Origin of the sequence: Rhodococcus sp. BP-160 (assembly GCF_019836205.1) — a bacterium.
Lineage (GTDB): Bacteria > Actinomycetota > Actinomycetes > Mycobacteriales > Mycobacteriaceae > Rhodococcoides.
Map to the genome: position 1 here is coordinate 397,980 of NZ_JABUEK010000004.1, position 15,836 is coordinate 413,815.

A 15,836-nucleotide genomic window follows, 5' to 3' on the forward strand; every position below is an offset into this window, starting at 1 on the left:
GTTCCCTGCTGTCGGCGCCCGACAAACATCGGACGCCGATCAGGGATACGGTCTGCCCGCCGCGGCGGGACCACGCACCTTTCCGACGAGCCCGGCGACCGCCAGGATGGTGACCACGTAGGGCAGCATCAACATGAACTCGCTGGGTACCGGCGAGCCGATGATGCCCAGCACGTTCTGCAGGTTGGACGCGAATCCGAACAGCAGGGCCGCCAACGTCGCACGGACGGGATCCCAGCGTCCGAAGATCACGGCGGCGAGGGCGATGTAGCCGGCACCGGCGGTCATCTCCTTGCCGAACGCACCGACCGACCCCAGGGTGAAGTACGCGCCGCCCATGCCGGCGATGGCGCCCGCGAGGCAGACGTTCCAGAAGCGGGTGCGGGCGACGTCGATACCCACGGAATCAGCGGCGCGCGGATGCTCACCGACCGCGCGCAACCGCAGGCCCCACCGCGTGCGGAAGAGGCCGACGAACACGGCCGCCACAGCGATGTACATGACGTACTCGATGACCGTCTGCCGGAACAGCACCGGACCGATGATCGGGATCTGCGAGAGCAGCGGAATCTCGATGCGGGGGAAGCGCGGCGGCGTGTTCAGTGTCGCGGCGCTGGGGACCAGCACCTTGGAGTACAGGAAGCTGGTGAGCCCGACGACGAGCACGTTGAGCACCACGCCGACGATGACCTGGTTGACGAAGTACCGGATGGAGAACACCGCGAGGACGCTGCCCACCAAGGCTCCTGCGACGAGTGCCGCGGCGAGACCGACGTACGGCGACCCGGTGAGCGTCGCGACCACCGCGCTGACGAACGCGCCGCCGAGGAGCTGGCCCTCGATGGCGATGTTGATGATGCCGACGCGCTCGGAGACGACGCCGCCGAGCGCACCGAAGATCAGCGGCGTGCTGAGGGCGACGGTTCCGAGGAGCAGCCCCGGCACGGGAATGGTCTCGCCCACCGCGGACCACGTGAGGAACAGCAGGACGAACGCGACGGCGAACACCGCGGTGACCGCCACCGGTGTGCGCTGCCCCGCCCGGGTGCGAACCGCACTGACCAGCGTGAGGGCGGCGAGCAGGATCACGAGCGCGATGCACGTGGCGCGCGCGGGCAGCCCCACGTCCGGCAACCTGACGAAGTCGCTGTCACTGGCCAGGGAGAACGTGCTGGTGCCGCTGTCGCCCCGCAGCCCGAAGGCCAGCAGCGCGACGACGGTGACGACACCCAGGACGACGGGAAGCTTCCAGGAGGCGGCGGGACGGGACCCGGCGTCGGGAGGAGCCGTGGCGAGTGTGCTCATCAGCTCACCCCTTTCGCTCGAGGTTCGGGTAGTCGGAACACCGCTCGCACCAGGGGCGGCGCGGCGATGAACAGGACGATGACCGACTGGACGACGAGCACGATGTCGATGGGGATCGACTCCGCGGCCTGCATCGCGAAGCCGCCCGCCTTGAAGGCTCCGAACAGGATGCCGGCGGCGAACACACCCCACGGACGCGAGCGCCCCAGCAGTGCCACCGTGATGGCGTCGAATCCGATGCCGGCGTCGATGTCAGCGGAGAAACCCGTGGTGACGGTACCGAGCACCTGTGCGACACCGGCGAGCCCGACCAGAGCACCCGACAGGACCATCGCGTAGATGTACACGCGCTCGACCTTGATGCCGGCCACGCGGGCCGCGGAGGCGTTCTCCCCCACGACACGGAACCGGAAGCCGACGCTCGACCTCTCGAGCAACCACCACACAGCTGCGGTCACGGCGATGACGAGGACGAAGCCCCAGTGCAGCGAGTACTTCGATCCGAACAGCGACGGCAGGATCGCATCGTCCATCATCGCGGGCGTCTTGGGGTTGTTGGAGCCGGGTGCCTGCAGCGCGCCGGGAGTGCGCAGCAGGTACGAGATCAGGTAGAACGCGACGTAGTTGAGCATGATCGTCACGATCACCTCGTGCGCGCCGGTCCGCGCCCGCAGCAGTCCGGCGATGCCGCCCCACAGCGCGCCGCCGACGACACCGGCCAGGATCGCGACGATGAGGTGCACGTAGGGCGGCAGGTCGAAGGTGAACCCGACGTAGCCGGCACACGCGGCGGCGATGAGCATCTGGCCGCGGCCGCCGATGTTGAACATGCCGACCCGGAACGCCAGCGCGACACCGAGACCCGCGGCGATCAGCGGGGTGGCGAAGGTGAGGGTCTCGGTGAGCGGACGGATACCGTCCGCGAACCGAGGCCGTCGGAAGTTGTAGACACTGCCCTGGAAGAGCGCCGAGTAGGCGCCCCAGACCGAGTCCCAGATCGCGGAGAGCATGTCCGTGGGGCGTGAGAAGAAGTAGCCCGCCGTCTCACGCACCTGCGGATCGGTGACGGCGATGAGAATCGCGCCGACGACGAACGCCATCAGGACCGACAGCAGGGACAGCAGCACACTGCCACTGGCGATCTTGCGCAGCACCGACTCGGACGTGGACGGCGGCGTAGCGGTGTCCGTCGCGGTCACGCGGCTCCCTCGGTGTTCGCGTCGGTGGAGTGGCCTCCGGCCATGAGCAGTCCCAACTCTTCTCGTGAGGCGTCGCCGGACACGATGCCGACGATGGTGCCTCGGTACATCACCGCGATGCGGTCGGCCAGCGCCGACACCTCGTCCAGTTCGGACGAGATCACGATGACGGGGGTGCCCGCGTCCCGCGTCGCGACGATGCGCTTGTGCACGAATTCGATGGATCCCACGTCGATTCCGCGCGTGGGTTGCGACGCGATGAGCAGGCGCAGGTCGCGCCCGAGTTCCCGTGCGAGCACGACCTTCTGCTGATTACCGCCCGACAGTCGTCCGACGGCCGTGTCGATGCTCGGCGTGCGGATGTCGAACTCCGACACCTTCTCCGACGCGAACGACCGGAGGAAGGACCGCACGATGCTGCCACGAGCGGAGAACGGCCCGCCGTGCGAGCGGTCGAGCATGAGATTCTCGGCGATGGTGAACTCGCCGACGAGTCCGTCCTCGGTGCGGTCCTCGGGAACGAAACCCACACCGGCGTCGAGCACGGATTTCACGTCGCGACCGACCAGCGAGGCACCGTCGAGCGTGATCTGACCGGTCATCGCCGGATGCAGACCCAGCAGTGCTTCGGCGAGCTCCGTCTGACCGTTGCCCTGCACGCCCGCGATCGCCAGGATCTCGCCGGCGCGCACCTCGAAGGACACGTCGTTCACCACCGGGCCGGCAGCACCCGGAACCGTCAGGTTCGACACGACCAGCGCGGCATCCCCCAGCTGCGCCGGGTCCTTGGCGACGCGCAACTGCACGTCGCGACCGACCATGAGGGACGCCAGTTCGCCGTCGGTGGCGGTCGGATCGGCCTGGCCGACGACCTTTCCGAGGCGGACGACGGTGATGCGATCGGCGACCACGCGCACCTCACGCAGCTTGTGCGTGATGAAGACGATGGCCGTTCCCGCCTCGGCGAGCTGACGCATGATCGTCATCAGCTCGTCGGTCTCCTGCGGGGTGAGGACCGCCGTCGGCTCGTCGAAGACCAGGATGTCGGCCTCGCGGGAGAGCGCCTTGATGATCTCGACGCGCTGCTGCACGCCGACCGGGAGATCGCCCACTGTCGCGTCCGGATCCACGTCGAATCCGAAGCGGGCCGACACCTCACGTACCAGCGCACGAGCCGCGTCGAGGTCGAGGCGACCGCCGAACGTCGTCTTCTCGTTGCCCAGGATGATGTTCTCGGCGACGGTGAACACCGGGATCAACATGAAGTGCTGGTGCACCATGCCGATCCCGGCGCTCATCGCCTCGCCGGGGCCGGCGAAGGTGCGCCGCTCCCCGTCGATGAGGATCTCGCCCTCCTCCGCCCGGTACAGGCCGCTGAGGACGTTCATCAGCGTCGACTTCCCGGCACCGTTCTCACCGAGCAGGCAGTGGATCTCCCCCGCCTCGACGGTCAGATCGATGTGGTCGTTGGCGACCAGGGAACCGAAACGCTTGGTGATGCCCCGGAGTTCGAGCTTCGGCAGGTCGTGCCCGGGGCTGCTGTCGAGCGTGGACGCGGTGTCGTTCGACGCCATCGTCAGTTGGGCGACGAGGGCGACGTGACCGTGATCGATCCGTCGATGATGCCCGCGCGGATCGTGTCGAGTTCACCCTGCAGAGCCGGATCGACCTGCGACTCGAAATCGTGGAACGGCGCGATGCCGACACCGTCGTTCTCGAGCGTGCCGACGTACGGGGTGTTGTCGAAGGAGCCGTCGCCGACCGCCTTGACCACTTCCTCGGTACTGGTGGCGAGGCCCTTGGTCACCGACGTGAGCACCAGGTCGGACACCGACGGGTCGGAGACGTACACGTCGGCGTCGGCGCCGATCAGCGCGATCGGACGGTTCGCGTCACGGATGGCCTGGGCAGCGGACTGGTAGATCGGACCACCGACCGGGAAGATGACGTCGGCGTTCTGGTCGATGAGGCCCTGCGCGGTGTTCTTCGCGACCTCGTTCGCCTCGAATCCACCTGTGAAGGAGCCGTTCTGGGCGTCGACGTCCCAACCGATGACGCGCACGTCGCGGTTCTTCTGCTCGTTGAAGTACTTCACACCGTCGGCGAAGCCGTCCATGAAGATGGTGACGGTGGGGAACTGCGATCCGCCGAAGGTACCGACAGTGTTGGTCTTGCTGTAGCTCGCTGCGGCGTAGCCGGCGAGGAACGCGGACTGCGCCGTGTCGTAGGTCAGCGGCTTGACGTTGTCCAGTTCGATGGACGAGTCGTCGACGATGGCGAAGTTGACGTCGGTGTTCTGCTCCGCGGCTTCCTTGGTGGCGTCCGCGAGCGCGAAACCGACCGTGACCACCAGTCCGCAGCCCTGATCGACGAGGTTGTTCAGGTTGGGCGTGTAGTCCGTCGGGGAGTTCGACTGCACCGTGATCGGCTCGACGTTCAGTTCGCCGGCCGCGGTCTGCAGGCCCTCGTAGCTCAGCTGGTTGAAGGACTTGTCGTCGAAGCCGCCGGAGTCGGAGACCATGCACGGGGTGAAGTCACCCGAGTCGGATCCGCCGCTCGCGCTGTCTTCCGGCGCTGACCCACAGGCGGTGACCAGGGTGAACGCGCTCGCGACTGCGACGGTGGAGAGTGTTGCTCTGGAAAGGGTGTTCGGCACGGGTGTGCTCCGTTTCGCTCGTGGCTGTGATGGAACATTAACCCGAGCGTCGGACGAGCGCCGAGCGTCCGTCCGAAAACCTGCGTGCGACCCCACCCCCGGACATGCCACTGGGGCCGGACACCTGTCGGTGTCCGGCCCCAGTGTGAAGTTTCGGTGGGTTACTCCGAAATCAGATCGCGCGAACGCCGCTCGCCTGAGGACCCTTGGCGCCCGAGGTGACCTCGAACTCGACGCGCTGGTTCTCTTCGAGGCTCTTGAAGCCGGTGCCCTGGATCTCGGAGAAGTGGACGAACACGTCAGGTCCATCTTCCTGAGCGATGAAGCCGAAGCCCTTTTCGGCGTTGAACCACTTGACGGTGCCCTGAGTCATGGTGTTGCTCCCTACAGCTGATACTTCGAGTTTCACACCGTGTGAAACCCGGGCCGGCACTGAACGTGACGAACTCCGAGTTTCCTCAGAAAGACGCACACGCTCGCAACTACAAGTTCCCAGCGAGCGTGCATGAACACGAACACACAAAAACTACGACCTGTCAGCTGCGATAAGGCTACAACACACCGGGGACCATGCGCCACCGGTACCGCGTGAGGTGACGCGAAGCACCGAGCGGGTATACCCGTCTCATGACCGACCCGACGACCTCCGTGGCCGACGCGCTCGTCGCGCTGCGTGACCGCGCGCCCCTCGTCCACGCCGTGACCAATTACGTCACAGCGGGTTTCACCGCGAACGTGCTCCTCGCCGCCGGTGCCAGTGCGGCCATGGTGGACAACGAGGACGAGGTGGCGCTGTTCGCCGGGGTGGCCGACGCGGTGTTGATCAACCTCGGCACGCCCCAGCCGCAGCTGCGTGAGGTGTACCTGGCCACCGCGGCGGCCGCCGCGGCTGCGGGCACCCCGTGGGTGCTGGACCCCATCGCTGCCGGTGGACTGCCGTGGCGCGGCGCACTCGCCCGCGACCTTCTCGAGCACCGACCCGCAGCCGTGCGGGGAAACGCTTCCGAGATCATCGGTCTCCACCGCCTGACCGGACTCGACACCGACGAGCGGAACGGGTCCGGACGCGGCGTGGACAGCTCGGACGATCCGGCGGACGCTGTCGACGCCGCACGTGGCCTGCTCGCCTACTCGACAGCGGTGTCCGCGAGTGGGGCGATCGACCACATCGCCCACGAGGGCGGACTCGCGACGGTGCACGGCGGCAGCGTCCTCATGACGAAGGTGACCGGAACCGGGTGTTCGCTCGGAGCTCTCGTCGCCGCGTACTGCGCCGCGGTCGACGACCACGGAGTCGCGACGGTCGCGGCCCACACGCACGCGACGGTCGCCGCCGACATCGCGGCCGAGACCGCCACCGCGCCCGGCTCGTTCGCGGTCGCCTACCTGGACGCACTGCACGCCGTCACTCCCGACGACATCCTCCGGCGCGCGCACGTCGAGTGGCTGCCACGGTGACGTCACCGATCACCGACTACCTGGAGGCCGTGCTGCGCGACTGCCGGGACTCGGACGGCGGCGAGGTCCTCACGGGCAACCGCATCCTCTCGGAGGCCGACCCCGACGTGTTCTCGGTCGCCGTCGTCACCGTCGAGGGCACGGTCTACTGCGCCGGCGACGTGGACTCGTCCTTCTCGATCCAGTCCATCTCGAAGGCACTCACCTACGCCCTCGCGCTGGCCGACCGTGGGCTCGACGCCGTGCACCGCAAGATCGACGTCGAGCCGTCGGGCGACGCGTTCAACGAGATCTCGCTCGAACGCGACACCGGCCGCCCGCGCAACGCGCTCATCAATGCCGGTGCCATCGCGGCACACTCGTTGGTCGAGGGGCGTGACGTGGAGCATCGCGTCGACCGGATCCTCGCGCTGCACTCCGCGTTCGTCGGCCGCGACCTCTCGATCGACGACGACGTGTTCGACGCCGAGATGGAGTCGAGCGACCGGAACCTGGCGCTCGCCCACATGCTCGCCTCGGTGAAGGTCCTCGAGTGCGATGCACACGAGGTCGTCACCGGGTACGCCAGGCAGTGCAGCATCGACGTCACCACACCCGATCTCGCGATGCTCGCCGCGACGATGGCGAACGGCGGTGTCCATCCCGAGAGCGGCGAGCGGGTGGCGACGTCCGCCGTCGTGCGACAGGTGCTCTCGACCATGACCACGTGCGGGATGTACGACGGCACGGGCGACTGGATCGCGAACGTCGGCATTCCCGCGAAGAGCGGTGTGTCCGGCGCGATCATCGGGGTGCTGCCCGGTCAGCTCGGGATCGCCGTCCACTCCCCACGACTCGACGACCGGGGCAACAGCGTGCGCGGGGTCGAGGTGTTCGAGCGACTGTCGCGGGACATGGATCTGCACATGATGGACATCGCCCCGTCCGGTCACTCCGCGGTGCGCCGGGCCCGTGAGGAGGACGGCCGCACGGTGTACGAGCTGCAGGGCGACATCCGGTTCGCCGGCGCGGAGAACATCATGAGCCGCGTCCTGGCCGACCTTCCGGACGAGCCGACACGCATCGGCTTCGAGCTCGAGCCCGCCCGAGCGGTCAACGGAGCTGCGGTGCGGCTGCTCGGTGAGCTGATCGAGCGACTGCGCGGCGACGGCAACGACGTCGAGGTGGACGACCCCAACGGGCTCATGTAGCGGGAAGGCCGGAGGCCGGCCGGGGTCGGAAAGCGGGAAGGACGGAGGCCGGCCGGAATCAGACGAGCCGGAGTTCTCTCCGTGAGCGGAAGGTGCGGGGGTCGCCGGTGAGCGGATCGGTGAAGCTCAACCGGCGCGCGAGCAACTGCAGGGGTGTCGAGAAGTCGTCGGGCGCCACGGACGTGAACGTCGGGTAGTACGGGTCGCCGTGGATCGGGATGCCGAGCGAGGAGAGATGCAGGCGCAGCTGATGCGTCTTGCCCGTGCGAGGGAAGAGCCGGTAGCGCGCCGCGTCGCCCACCCTCTCGATGATCTCCACCCGTGTCTCGCTGTTCGGCTCACCCGGTTCCTCGTGCGCGGTCATGACGCCGTGTTCCTTGACGATCCGGCTCTCGACACTGCGCGGGAAGGTGAGGCCGGAGTCGAATCCGGCGACGGCCTCGTACTCCTTGTCCACGCTCCCGTCGACGAAGAGGTCCTGGTACGCCCGGCGGAATCGGGCTGCTCTGGTGAACATCAGGACTCCCGCGGTGGCGCGGTCGAGCCGATGGGCCGGCGTGATGTCCGGCTCGTCGAAGAGCCGCCGCAGCCGCACCGTCGCGGTCTCGGTGATGTGACGCCCGCGCGGGATGGTCGCGAGGAAGTGGGGCTTGTCGACGACGACTATCGCGTCGTCGACGTGCAGGATCTCCATCTCGAAGGGAACCGGCACCTCGGGCTCCGGGATCCGGTGGAAGTGCACGACGGCACCGGCGCGATAGGCCGTGTCCTCGCTGTACGCGCGGCCGCGCTCGTCGACCACCTCCCCCGCCGCCATCGTCGCCCGCCACGCGTCGCCGGGCAGCACGCTCTCCAGGTATTCGAGCGTGGTCGCCGGATGCTCGCCGTGGGGCAACCGATGCCGCAGCGGTGCGAGGCCGTCGCGGAACGGCAACGGCACGGTCACGTGGGGACGCACTCGGTGCAGACCAGAGCCAACCCACGACCGTGGCCGTCGTCCGTGTCGAGGTACCGCGAGGTGGGAACACTGCAGCGTGAACAGGTTCCGATGACGGCCGGGTGGTCGGAGAACGAGACGGTGCCGCGCTGATCGAACACGTACAGCGACCCGGACCAGAGCCCGTCGTCCCCGTACCGCTCGCCGTACCGCACGATGCCGCCGTCCAGCTGGTAGACCTCCTCGAAGCCGCGCGAGCGCATCAAGGATGACAACACCTCACATCGCACGCCCCCGGTGCAGTAGGTGACGACGGGCTTCGACTTCAGATGGTCGAACACCCCGGAATCCAACTGCGCCAGGAACTCTCGCGTGTTCTCGACGTCCGGAACCACAGCGCCGTCGAAACGTCCGATCGCGGCCTCGAAGGCGTTGCGGCCGTCGAGGAAGACGACGTCGTCCCCCCGCTCGGCCACCAGGTCGTGCACCTCCTCGGGTGCGAGGTGCCGGCCACCTCCCACGACGCCGTCCGCGGTCACGTGGAGTTCGTCCGGTACTCCGAAGGTCACGATCTCTGGACGCACCCGGACGCTGAGCTTGGGGAAGTCGTCGCCGCGGCCGTCCGACCACTTCACGTCCGCGGCCGCGAACGGCGCGTACTCACGAGTGCCGCGGACGTACTTCTTGACCGCGCGGACGTCGCCGCCCACCGTCGCGTTGATGCCGTGCGGGGAGACGATGATCCGGCCGGTGAGCCCGTGTGCGGACGCCAGGGTGTGCTGCCACAGCCGGACCGCCTCGGGGTCCGGCAGCGGCGTGAACACGTAGAACAGCACGATCTTGGGCGTCGACACGGAGGAACAGTCTAGATTCCTCGAACCGGCCTGAAGTCACGGCAGTCAGGGAGCCAGGGGTTGGGCGGGAGCCACCGTCTGCGTGCCCGACCCGACGCGGAAACCCGCACCGAAGTAGGCCGTCGACGCGGGATCCTCCTTGGCGGTGACGTACCAGTGATCCATCTGCGCGCCCGACGGCGTCACCTCGAAGACACCGAACCCGTGGGTGTCGAGATCGACGTACTTGACGTGGTGGTTGAAGGCCTTGAACGCCTCCTCCGCGACCCGCCCGACCGTGTGCTCCGGGACCTTCAGGAAGTCGTCGATGTTCGCCGAGGTGACCGACGTGACCACCAGCTCGGTCGCCACCGTTCCCGCCGCCGGGTACGCCGCGGCGTCGACCGGGATGTCGCACGCCCACGAGGAGTGGATGTCGCCGGTGATGAACACGGTGTTGTCGACTCCCGCGGTACGGATCGCGTCGAGCAGCCTACGACGGTCGGCCGTGTACCCGTCCCACGGATCGGCGTTGTAGGACACGCCGGCGGCCGGCAGCCCCAGCAGCTGGGTGACACCTCGCGCCGCCTCGGGGTCCAGCGGCGGAATCAGAGTCGGCGTGATCATCACCGGGTTGCCGATGATGCGCCACTGCGTGGGCGACGACGTCAGACCTGCCGTCAGCCACGCCATCTGGTCGGCGCCGGTGATGGTGCGATCCGGCGAGTCCACCGCCGGGCCCTGGAACGGCAGCACCTGCTTCGAACGGTAGGTGCGGAGATCGAGCATCGACAGCTCCATCAGCGTCCCGAACCGCAGTCGGCGGTACAGGTGCCGGTTGTTCGCGGTTCCCGCAGCGCGCACGGGCATCCACTCGTAGTAGGCCTGAACCGAGTTGGCCTTGCGCGAGGCCCAGTCCCCCTCGGTGTCCGGCTGATGGTTCTCGGCGCCCGTGGCGTAGGCGTCGTTCGCCGACTCGTGGTCGTCCCACGTGCAGATCCACGGAACACCTCGGTGAGCGGCCTGGAGATCCGGATCGGACTTGTACTGGGCGTGCCGGATTCGGTAGTCGGCGAGGGAGACGATCTCGTGCACTGGATCGTGCACTCGCACGACGCCGTTCTTGCCCTCGAAGCCGCCGGTCTCGTACTCGTAGATGTAGTCGCCCAGATGGATGATCGCATCGAGATCCTGGCGGGCGGCGAGATGGCGATACGCGGAGAAGTACCCCGACTCCCAATTGGCGCACGACACGACGCCGAATCGCAGGCGCGCGACGTCGGCCTCGGCGGCAGGGGCAGTACGGGTGGTGGCCACCGTCGACGACTCGCCCGCCGCCGTGAAGCGGTAGTGATAGGTCGTCGCCGGGCTCAGACCGGTGACGTCGACCTTCACCGTGTGGTCGGTGTCTGCAGAGGTGACGACGCTGCCCGAGCGCACCACGTCGGTCAGCGCGGCGTCGCGCGCCAGCTCCCACGTGACGGTGGTGGCCGGTCCACGGCCGGACCCCGGCGTCGCGTCGGGGGTCGGCGTGACGCGGGTCCACAGCAGGATCGCATCCTCGAGTGGGTCGCCCGAGGCGACGCCGTGTCGGAAGACGGACGACGACTGCGCCGCCGCGGTCCGCGCGGTGAGGGTCGCCGCGGCGCCCACCCCTGCGGCGAGGGTGGTGGTCCGGAGGAAGCCGCGGCGGTTCAGAGAAGTCTCGTGCACGCCCGTGAGTCCATGCCATGGGGGCCGATCGGTCAAGTGAACGTTCGAGCGGCGCCCTCTCAGGAACAGGACCCCCCGGTCGAATCGTTGCCCCACACATGAAGGCAATCGTCTACACCGAGACCGGTGCACCCTCCGTCCTGACCGCAGTCGACCGCGACATCGTGGAGCCCGGCGTCGGCGAGGTGCGGGTGCGCCTCGTCGTCGCGGGGGTCAATCCCACCGACTGGAAGTCGCGGACGGGCGCGGGTCCGGGGCAGAAGCCCGCATTCGACGAGGTGGTTCCGGGCCAGGACGGGGCCGGTGTCGTCGACGCGGTCGGCCCGGAGGTCGAGGGCATCGCCACCGGTGACCGGGTGTGGTTGCTGCTCGCCCAGCACGAGCGCCCCACCGGAACCGCCCAGGAGTTCACCGTCGTCCCGGCGGATCGCGTGGTCCGGCTGCCCGAGAACGCCGACTTCGACCTCGGCGCCTCGCTCGGCGTCCCGGCGGTGACCGCCCATCGCGCGCTCACCGTGTCCGAGGACGGACCGTCCCGTCTCCATCCGGGCGCACTGGGCGGCAAGACCGTCCTGGTCGCCGGCGGTGCAGGTGCGGTCGGCCACGCCGCGATCCAACTGGCCCGCTGGGCCGGCGCCACCGTCATCACGACGGTGAGCGGCCCGGAGAAGGCAGGTCTGGCCACCGCAGCCCGTGCGCACCACATCGTCAATTACAAGTCCGGCGACGCTGTGGCTCGCATCCGCGAACTGGCTCCGCACGGTGTGGACATCATCGTCGAGGTGGCTCCCGCCCAGAACGCGGAGCTCGATGCCGCCGTCGCCGCACCCCGCGCGTCGGTCGCGATCTACGCGAACAACGGTGGCGACGCGGTCTCCATCGACATCCGCCCGAGCATGGTCGGCAACATCCGGTACCAGTTCGTGCTGCTGTACACCGTGGGAACCGCCGCTCTCGAGGCCGCGAAGCACGACGTGACCGAGGCTGTTCGGGCCGGTGCACTTCCGGTCGGTGAGTCACACGGGCTGCCGCTGCACCGCTTCTCTCTCGATGCCACGGCCGACGCTCATGCCGCCGTCGAGTCCGGGGTGACCGGAAAGGTGCTCATCGACATCAGCGCCCCGTGATCCTTTCGTGTCAACGGTCGAGAGGCCATTGACAAATGGTGTGATCGAGGTCACCATTCCCGGATGATGGTGCGCCGCCTGGCCGGTCTCGCGTTCTTTCTGGCCGTGGTGGCCTTCGTCGGCTTCACCACCGCGGTGTACGCCCGGACATTCGAGTCCGTGGTGACGGTGGAACTGCGCACCGATTCGGTGGGAAACGCGCTACCACCCGACGCCGACGTCAAGGTGCGCGGAGTCATCGTCGGCCAGGTGCGATCGTCGACCACGGAGAACGGTGTCGTGATCTCCCGCATCGCGCTCGAGGAGGACTCGGCGCCGATGATTCCGGCGTCCGTGACGGCGCGTCTGTTGCCCAAGACGCTGTTCGGCGAGCGCTACGTCGCACTTCAGATTCCGCGAGGAGGAACGGGCACTCCCATCGCGGAGGGCGACGTCATCGAGCAGGACACGAGCGGCAACGCCATCGAGGTCGGCCAATTACTGGACAGCCTGCTGCCCTTGCTCGACGCCATTCCCCCGGACAAGCTGGCCACCACTCTGGGCGCGCTGTCGCAGGCCCTCGACGGGCGGGGCGAGGCACTGGGTCGCACACTCGACCGACTCGACGAGATCGTCACCGGCCTCAGCCGTGAGCTGCCGGCGCTGCAGCAGGATCTGGTCGACTTCGCCGCCCTGACGGAGACTTACTCCACCGCGGCTCCCGATCTGCTCGACGCACTCGACAATCTCACCGTCACGGGCAACACGCTCGTCGAGCGACGTCCCGCCGTCGACACGCTTCTGACGTCGGCGACCGCATCGTCCGGCAGCACCGCGGACCTGCTCGCGGCGAACGCCGAGTCGATCATCACCATCGCCGACGGCAGCAGAGAGACGTTGGAGTTGCTCGCCGAGTTCTCCCCCACGTTCGGGTGCATGCTGCCCAAGTTCGCGGGCCTGATCGGGGAGGCGAGACGCATTTTGGGAGTGGGTGATCCGTACCCCGGTGCGCGCGCCACGATCAATTTCGTCAACCCGCGCGGCGGCTACCTCCCCAACCAGGACGAACCGCGCCTCTTCGACGACAGGCCGGCCGCCTGCTATCAGGACGTCACCGCACCCGGACGGTTCTTCCCGCAGTACCCGGGCAGTGGACTCAACGACGGGTCGTACCAGGTGCCCTCGCGCAATCCCGGCCCGCAGGACATCGAGTACGCATCGCTCCCCCAGCAGTCACCCGTTCCAGCCGACGCGTCCTACGCCGGGTCGGACGCCGAGCGAGACACGCTGGCCGTCATCTACGGACAGGGCAGCGGCGTCGAGCCCACCGCGGTCCCGTCCTGGACGACGCTGATCGGCGCACCCGCACTCCGCGGCGCCGAGGTGGCGATCCGCTGACGGCAGCAGGTCAATTCCGTTCGATGACCGGCTCCGAGGACCACGGGAACTCGATCCACAGATCGGTCTCCCGCCACGAGAAGTCCGGCGTGATGATGGTGCGGGGCTTGGTGTAGACGACGGCGGACTTCACCTCTGCCGCATGCTCTTTCAGTAAGCCCACGACCAGCGCGAGAGTGCGCCCGGAGTCGGCGACGTCGTCCACGACGAGCAGCTTCTTGCCCACGAGTGCATCGGTGTCGAGCAATGGCGCGAGCACCACCGGATCCGGCAGCGTCTCCTCGACGTCGGTGTAGAACTCGACGTTGAGCGTGCCGGCGGCCTTCACACCCATCGCGTAGGCCAGAGCCCCGGCCGGGATGAGTCCGCCGCGTGCGATCGCGATGACGATGTCCGGCCGGAAGCCACTGTCCACGACGGTGCGTGTGAGCTCACGCGACGCCGTGCCGAACAGGTCCCACGTCAGTGTCTCGCGCATGGGGTCTCACGTTACCCGTGCCGGTGCCACCGGATCGGACGAGCGATCACGGCCACTCGATGGTCTCCGCGGCGGCGATGTCGTCGACGACCATGGTCACCACGGCCTCGATCGGTGATCCGATGCGGGCGAGGAGCACGTCCGTGACCGCCGCCGACGCACGGATCGCAGGCGCCGCGGCCATTCTCGCCACGACCACCTGGCCGTCGTCTCGACGGTCGTCGGGGTCCTGACTCTCGTCCTCGGCGCTCGACCCGCTCGTCCGACGCTCCGGTTCCGGATGGACCCCCAGGGTGCCGAGAACCACGGCCACGACGTCCGACGGATCCGACCCGGTGTCCTTTGCGACCGCCTCGCGGACGACGGCGCCCACGTCGTCACCGTCGAGGCCGTCGGGATGAGCAGCCTCGAGTAGCATCCGCAGGATCGCGGCGTAGACGTCCTCGACGCGAACACCGTTCTGCGAGGCCAGTTCCGACACAGCATCGTCGACCGCGTCTGCATCGGACTCTCGCAGCGCCGCGGAGAGTCGGACGATGCCGTCGGCGACATCGCGTGCAGACGCCGGCCAACGCAGCGGCCAGGTGGTGGTGGTCATCGTTCGGGTCCTCTCGTGCTGAGTGCCGTCACGATGTCACGGCCGTCCGACACGGGGCTCTCTCACCGCCGCTCGACGACTCCACGGATGAATGCCGCCTGGCCGATGTGCTGTAGATCGTCGGACACGACACTGACGAGGCGGACGGCCAGCGTGACCGGCGGATCCCAGTTCTCGTCGATCACCCGGTCGAGGTCATCTGCCGTGAGGGTGTCGAGGTACTCGACGGTGCGCGCATGAACGGCATCGACGTACCCGGCGAGGAGCTCGGCGTCGACGTCGACCTTGCCCACGTCCTCCGTCGACTGCCCGTACCCGATGGCGTCGTCGTCGAACGGAAGCGCGAAGCGGGCGTTCCATCCGTCCGCGGTGTAGACCTGCTCGCTGCCCGCCACACCCGCGACGTGATCGTCCTGCACCCGCGCGAGATGCCACACCAGCCAGGCGATGGTGTTGGCCTCCGGATCGATGCGGTAGGTCAGCGCCTCCCGATCCAGGCCGTCGAGCGTCGTGTGCACGGTCTCCTTGATGCGGTCGTACGCGTCGATGAGCACGCCTCTGTGGTCCACCGGTGATCTCCTTCGTGTCGGTGGCCCCAGTGTGCCCGCGCCCCCGGACACGGAAACGCCGGACCTCTCTCGCGAGAGGTCAGAGCAGGGCGCCGATGTCGGCCGGGAGTTCGGCCGTCGACGCGGCACTCTCGGTGGCGACACCGTTCGCCACGACGATGCGCGACACCCCGGAATCTGCCAGGACGTACAGGTCACCCGTGGTCGAGAAGACGACGCCCGAGCCGTACCGCGCACTCGGCGTGAGGGTGCGGGAGTACAGCGACGTGCCGTCCCGTCCGGTCAGCGTCAGGGTGTTCCCCGCGACCGACGCGGTGGTCGCGGGGAACACCCTGACGCTGACCGGACGGGACGGCACGTCGCTGTACTCCCGCACCCTCACGCCGAGTGCGCGGT

At 68.3% G+C, this 15,836-nt stretch carries 16 protein-coding genes; 4 read left to right on the forward strand and 12 right to left on the reverse strand.

What is annotated here, in order from left to right:
* Positions 1-39: 39 nt before the first annotated feature.
* The 5 genes from HQ306_RS18045 to HQ306_RS18065 all read right to left on the reverse strand — a co-directional run bounded on the left by HQ306_RS18045 (position 40) and on the right by HQ306_RS18065 (position 5,533).
* Positions 40-1,305: an ABC transporter permease gene (locus HQ306_RS18045; protein ID WP_027504732.1), complete on the reverse strand. Its 1,266-nt coding sequence runs from the start codon at positions 1,303-1,305 to the stop codon at positions 40-42.
* Positions 1,305-2,504 carry an ABC transporter permease gene (locus HQ306_RS18050; RefSeq protein WP_231476227.1) on the reverse strand — a complete coding sequence of 400 codons (1,200 nt, stop codon included), beginning with the start codon at positions 2,502-2,504 and terminating at the stop codon, positions 1,305-1,307. Before HQ306_RS18050 ends, HQ306_RS18045 begins: the two co-directional genes overlap by 1 nt.
* On the reverse strand, positions 2,501-4,078 hold the full coding sequence (locus HQ306_RS18055) for an ABC transporter ATP-binding protein (RefSeq protein WP_222632960.1): 1,578 nt from the start codon (positions 4,076-4,078) through the stop codon (positions 2,501-2,503). Before HQ306_RS18055 ends, HQ306_RS18050 begins: the two co-directional genes overlap by 4 nt.
* 2 nt (positions 4,079-4,080) lie before the next feature.
* Positions 4,081-5,160 (reverse strand): BMP family protein, encoded by a 1,080-nt coding sequence (locus HQ306_RS18060; RefSeq protein ID WP_037184768.1) that lies wholly within the window; start codon positions 5,158-5,160, stop codon positions 4,081-4,083.
* Between the two features lie 172 nt (positions 5,161-5,332).
* Positions 5,333-5,533, reverse strand: a complete 201-nt coding sequence (locus HQ306_RS18065; RefSeq protein WP_027504730.1) for a cold-shock protein — start codon at positions 5,531-5,533, stop codon at positions 5,333-5,335.
* 254 nt (positions 5,534-5,787) lie between these two features.
* Here HQ306_RS18065 and thiM point away from each other — a divergent pair, with 254 nt between their 5' ends.
* Both thiM and glsA read left to right on the forward strand, forming a co-directional pair.
* Positions 5,788-6,618, forward strand: coding sequence for a hydroxyethylthiazole kinase (thiM, locus tag HQ306_RS18070; protein WP_222632961.1), 831 nt, complete (start codon positions 5,788-5,790; stop codon positions 6,616-6,618).
* Positions 6,615-7,808 (forward strand): glutaminase A, encoded by a 1,194-nt coding sequence (gene glsA, locus HQ306_RS18075; protein WP_222632962.1) that lies wholly within the window; start codon positions 6,615-6,617, stop codon positions 7,806-7,808. Before thiM ends, glsA begins: the two co-directional genes overlap by 4 nt.
* Before the next feature lie 58 nt (positions 7,809-7,866).
* On the opposite strand, the gene HQ306_RS18080 is transcribed toward glsA, so the two are convergent.
* The 3 genes from HQ306_RS18080 to HQ306_RS18090 are packed head-to-tail and all read right to left on the reverse strand — an operon-like array spanning position 7,867 to position 11,291.
* Positions 7,867-8,766 carry a pseudouridine synthase gene (locus tag HQ306_RS18080; RefSeq protein WP_308115573.1) on the reverse strand — a complete coding sequence of 300 codons (900 nt, stop codon included), beginning with the start codon at positions 8,764-8,766 and terminating at the stop codon, positions 7,867-7,869.
* Positions 8,751-9,599 carry a rhodanese-related sulfurtransferase gene (locus HQ306_RS18085; protein ID WP_222632963.1) on the reverse strand — a complete coding sequence of 283 codons (849 nt, stop codon included), beginning with the start codon at positions 9,597-9,599 and terminating at the stop codon, positions 8,751-8,753. The genes HQ306_RS18080 and HQ306_RS18085 overlap by 16 nt, the downstream gene beginning before the upstream one ends.
* A gap of 45 nt (positions 9,600-9,644) precedes the next feature.
* The gene (locus HQ306_RS18090; RefSeq protein WP_222632964.1) at positions 9,645-11,291 is read right to left on the reverse strand and encodes an alkaline phosphatase; all 1,647 of its coding nucleotides are present in this window, start codon (positions 11,289-11,291) and stop codon (positions 9,645-9,647) included.
* A gap of 98 nt (positions 11,292-11,389) precedes the next feature.
* Here HQ306_RS18090 and HQ306_RS18095 point away from each other — a divergent pair, with 98 nt between their 5' ends.
* Both HQ306_RS18095 and HQ306_RS18100 read left to right on the forward strand, forming a co-directional pair.
* Entirely contained in the window at positions 11,390-12,418 is a 1,029-nt protein-coding gene (locus HQ306_RS18095; protein WP_222632965.1) for an NADPH:quinone reductase, read from the forward strand.
* A 66-nt stretch (positions 12,419-12,484) separates the two neighbouring features.
* The gene (locus HQ306_RS18100; protein WP_056442420.1) at positions 12,485-13,795 is read left to right on the forward strand and encodes an MCE family protein; all 1,311 of its coding nucleotides are present in this window, start codon (positions 12,485-12,487) and stop codon (positions 13,793-13,795) included.
* 10 nt (positions 13,796-13,805) lie between these two features.
* On the opposite strand, the gene HQ306_RS18105 is transcribed toward HQ306_RS18100, so the two are convergent.
* The 4 genes from HQ306_RS18105 to HQ306_RS18120 form a co-directional block, all read right to left on the reverse strand.
* Positions 13,806-14,273, reverse strand: a complete 468-nt coding sequence (locus HQ306_RS18105) for a phosphoribosyltransferase (protein WP_222632966.1) — start codon at positions 14,271-14,273, stop codon at positions 13,806-13,808.
* 46 nt (positions 14,274-14,319) lie between these two features.
* Positions 14,320-14,871: a hypothetical protein gene (locus HQ306_RS18110; RefSeq protein WP_222632967.1), complete on the reverse strand. Its 552-nt coding sequence runs from the start codon at positions 14,869-14,871 to the stop codon at positions 14,320-14,322.
* Between the two features lie 62 nt (positions 14,872-14,933).
* A complete protein-coding gene (locus HQ306_RS18115) occupies positions 14,934-15,440 on the reverse strand; it encodes a DUF664 domain-containing protein (protein ID WP_222632968.1) in 507 nt (168 codons plus the stop codon).
* Positions 15,441-15,519: 79 nt separating this feature from the next.
* The coding region (locus tag HQ306_RS18120; RefSeq protein WP_222632969.1) for a hypothetical protein at positions 15,520-15,836 on the reverse strand (317 nt) is incomplete at its 5' end.

Excerpts from the sequence above, each read along its gene's own strand:
- HQ306_RS18045 (WP_027504732.1), bottom strand. The coding sequence starts at position 1,305 with ATGAGCACACTCGCCACGGCTCCTCCCGACGCCGGGTCCCGTCCCGCC.
- HQ306_RS18100 (WP_056442420.1), top strand. The coding sequence starts at position 12,485 with ATGGTGCGCCGCCTGGCCGGTCTCGCGTTCTTTCTGGCCGTGGTGGCC.
- HQ306_RS18110 (WP_222632967.1), bottom strand. The coding sequence starts at position 14,871 with ATGACCACCACCACCTGGCCGCTGCGTTGGCCGGCGTCTGCACGCGAT.
- HQ306_RS18065 (WP_027504730.1), bottom strand. The coding sequence starts at position 5,533 with ATGACTCAGGGCACCGTCAAGTGGTTCAACGCCGAAAAGGGCTTCGGC.
- HQ306_RS18105 (WP_222632966.1), bottom strand. The coding sequence starts at position 14,273 with ATGCGCGAGACACTGACGTGGGACCTGTTCGGCACGGCGTCGCGTGAG.
- HQ306_RS18055 (WP_222632960.1), bottom strand. The coding sequence starts at position 4,078 with ATGGCGTCGAACGACACCGCGTCCACGCTCGACAGCAGCCCCGGGCAC.
- HQ306_RS18095 (WP_222632965.1), top strand. The coding sequence starts at position 11,390 with ATGAAGGCAATCGTCTACACCGAGACCGGTGCACCCTCCGTCCTGACC.
- thiM (WP_222632961.1), top strand. The coding sequence starts at position 5,788 with ATGACCGACCCGACGACCTCCGTGGCCGACGCGCTCGTCGCGCTGCGT.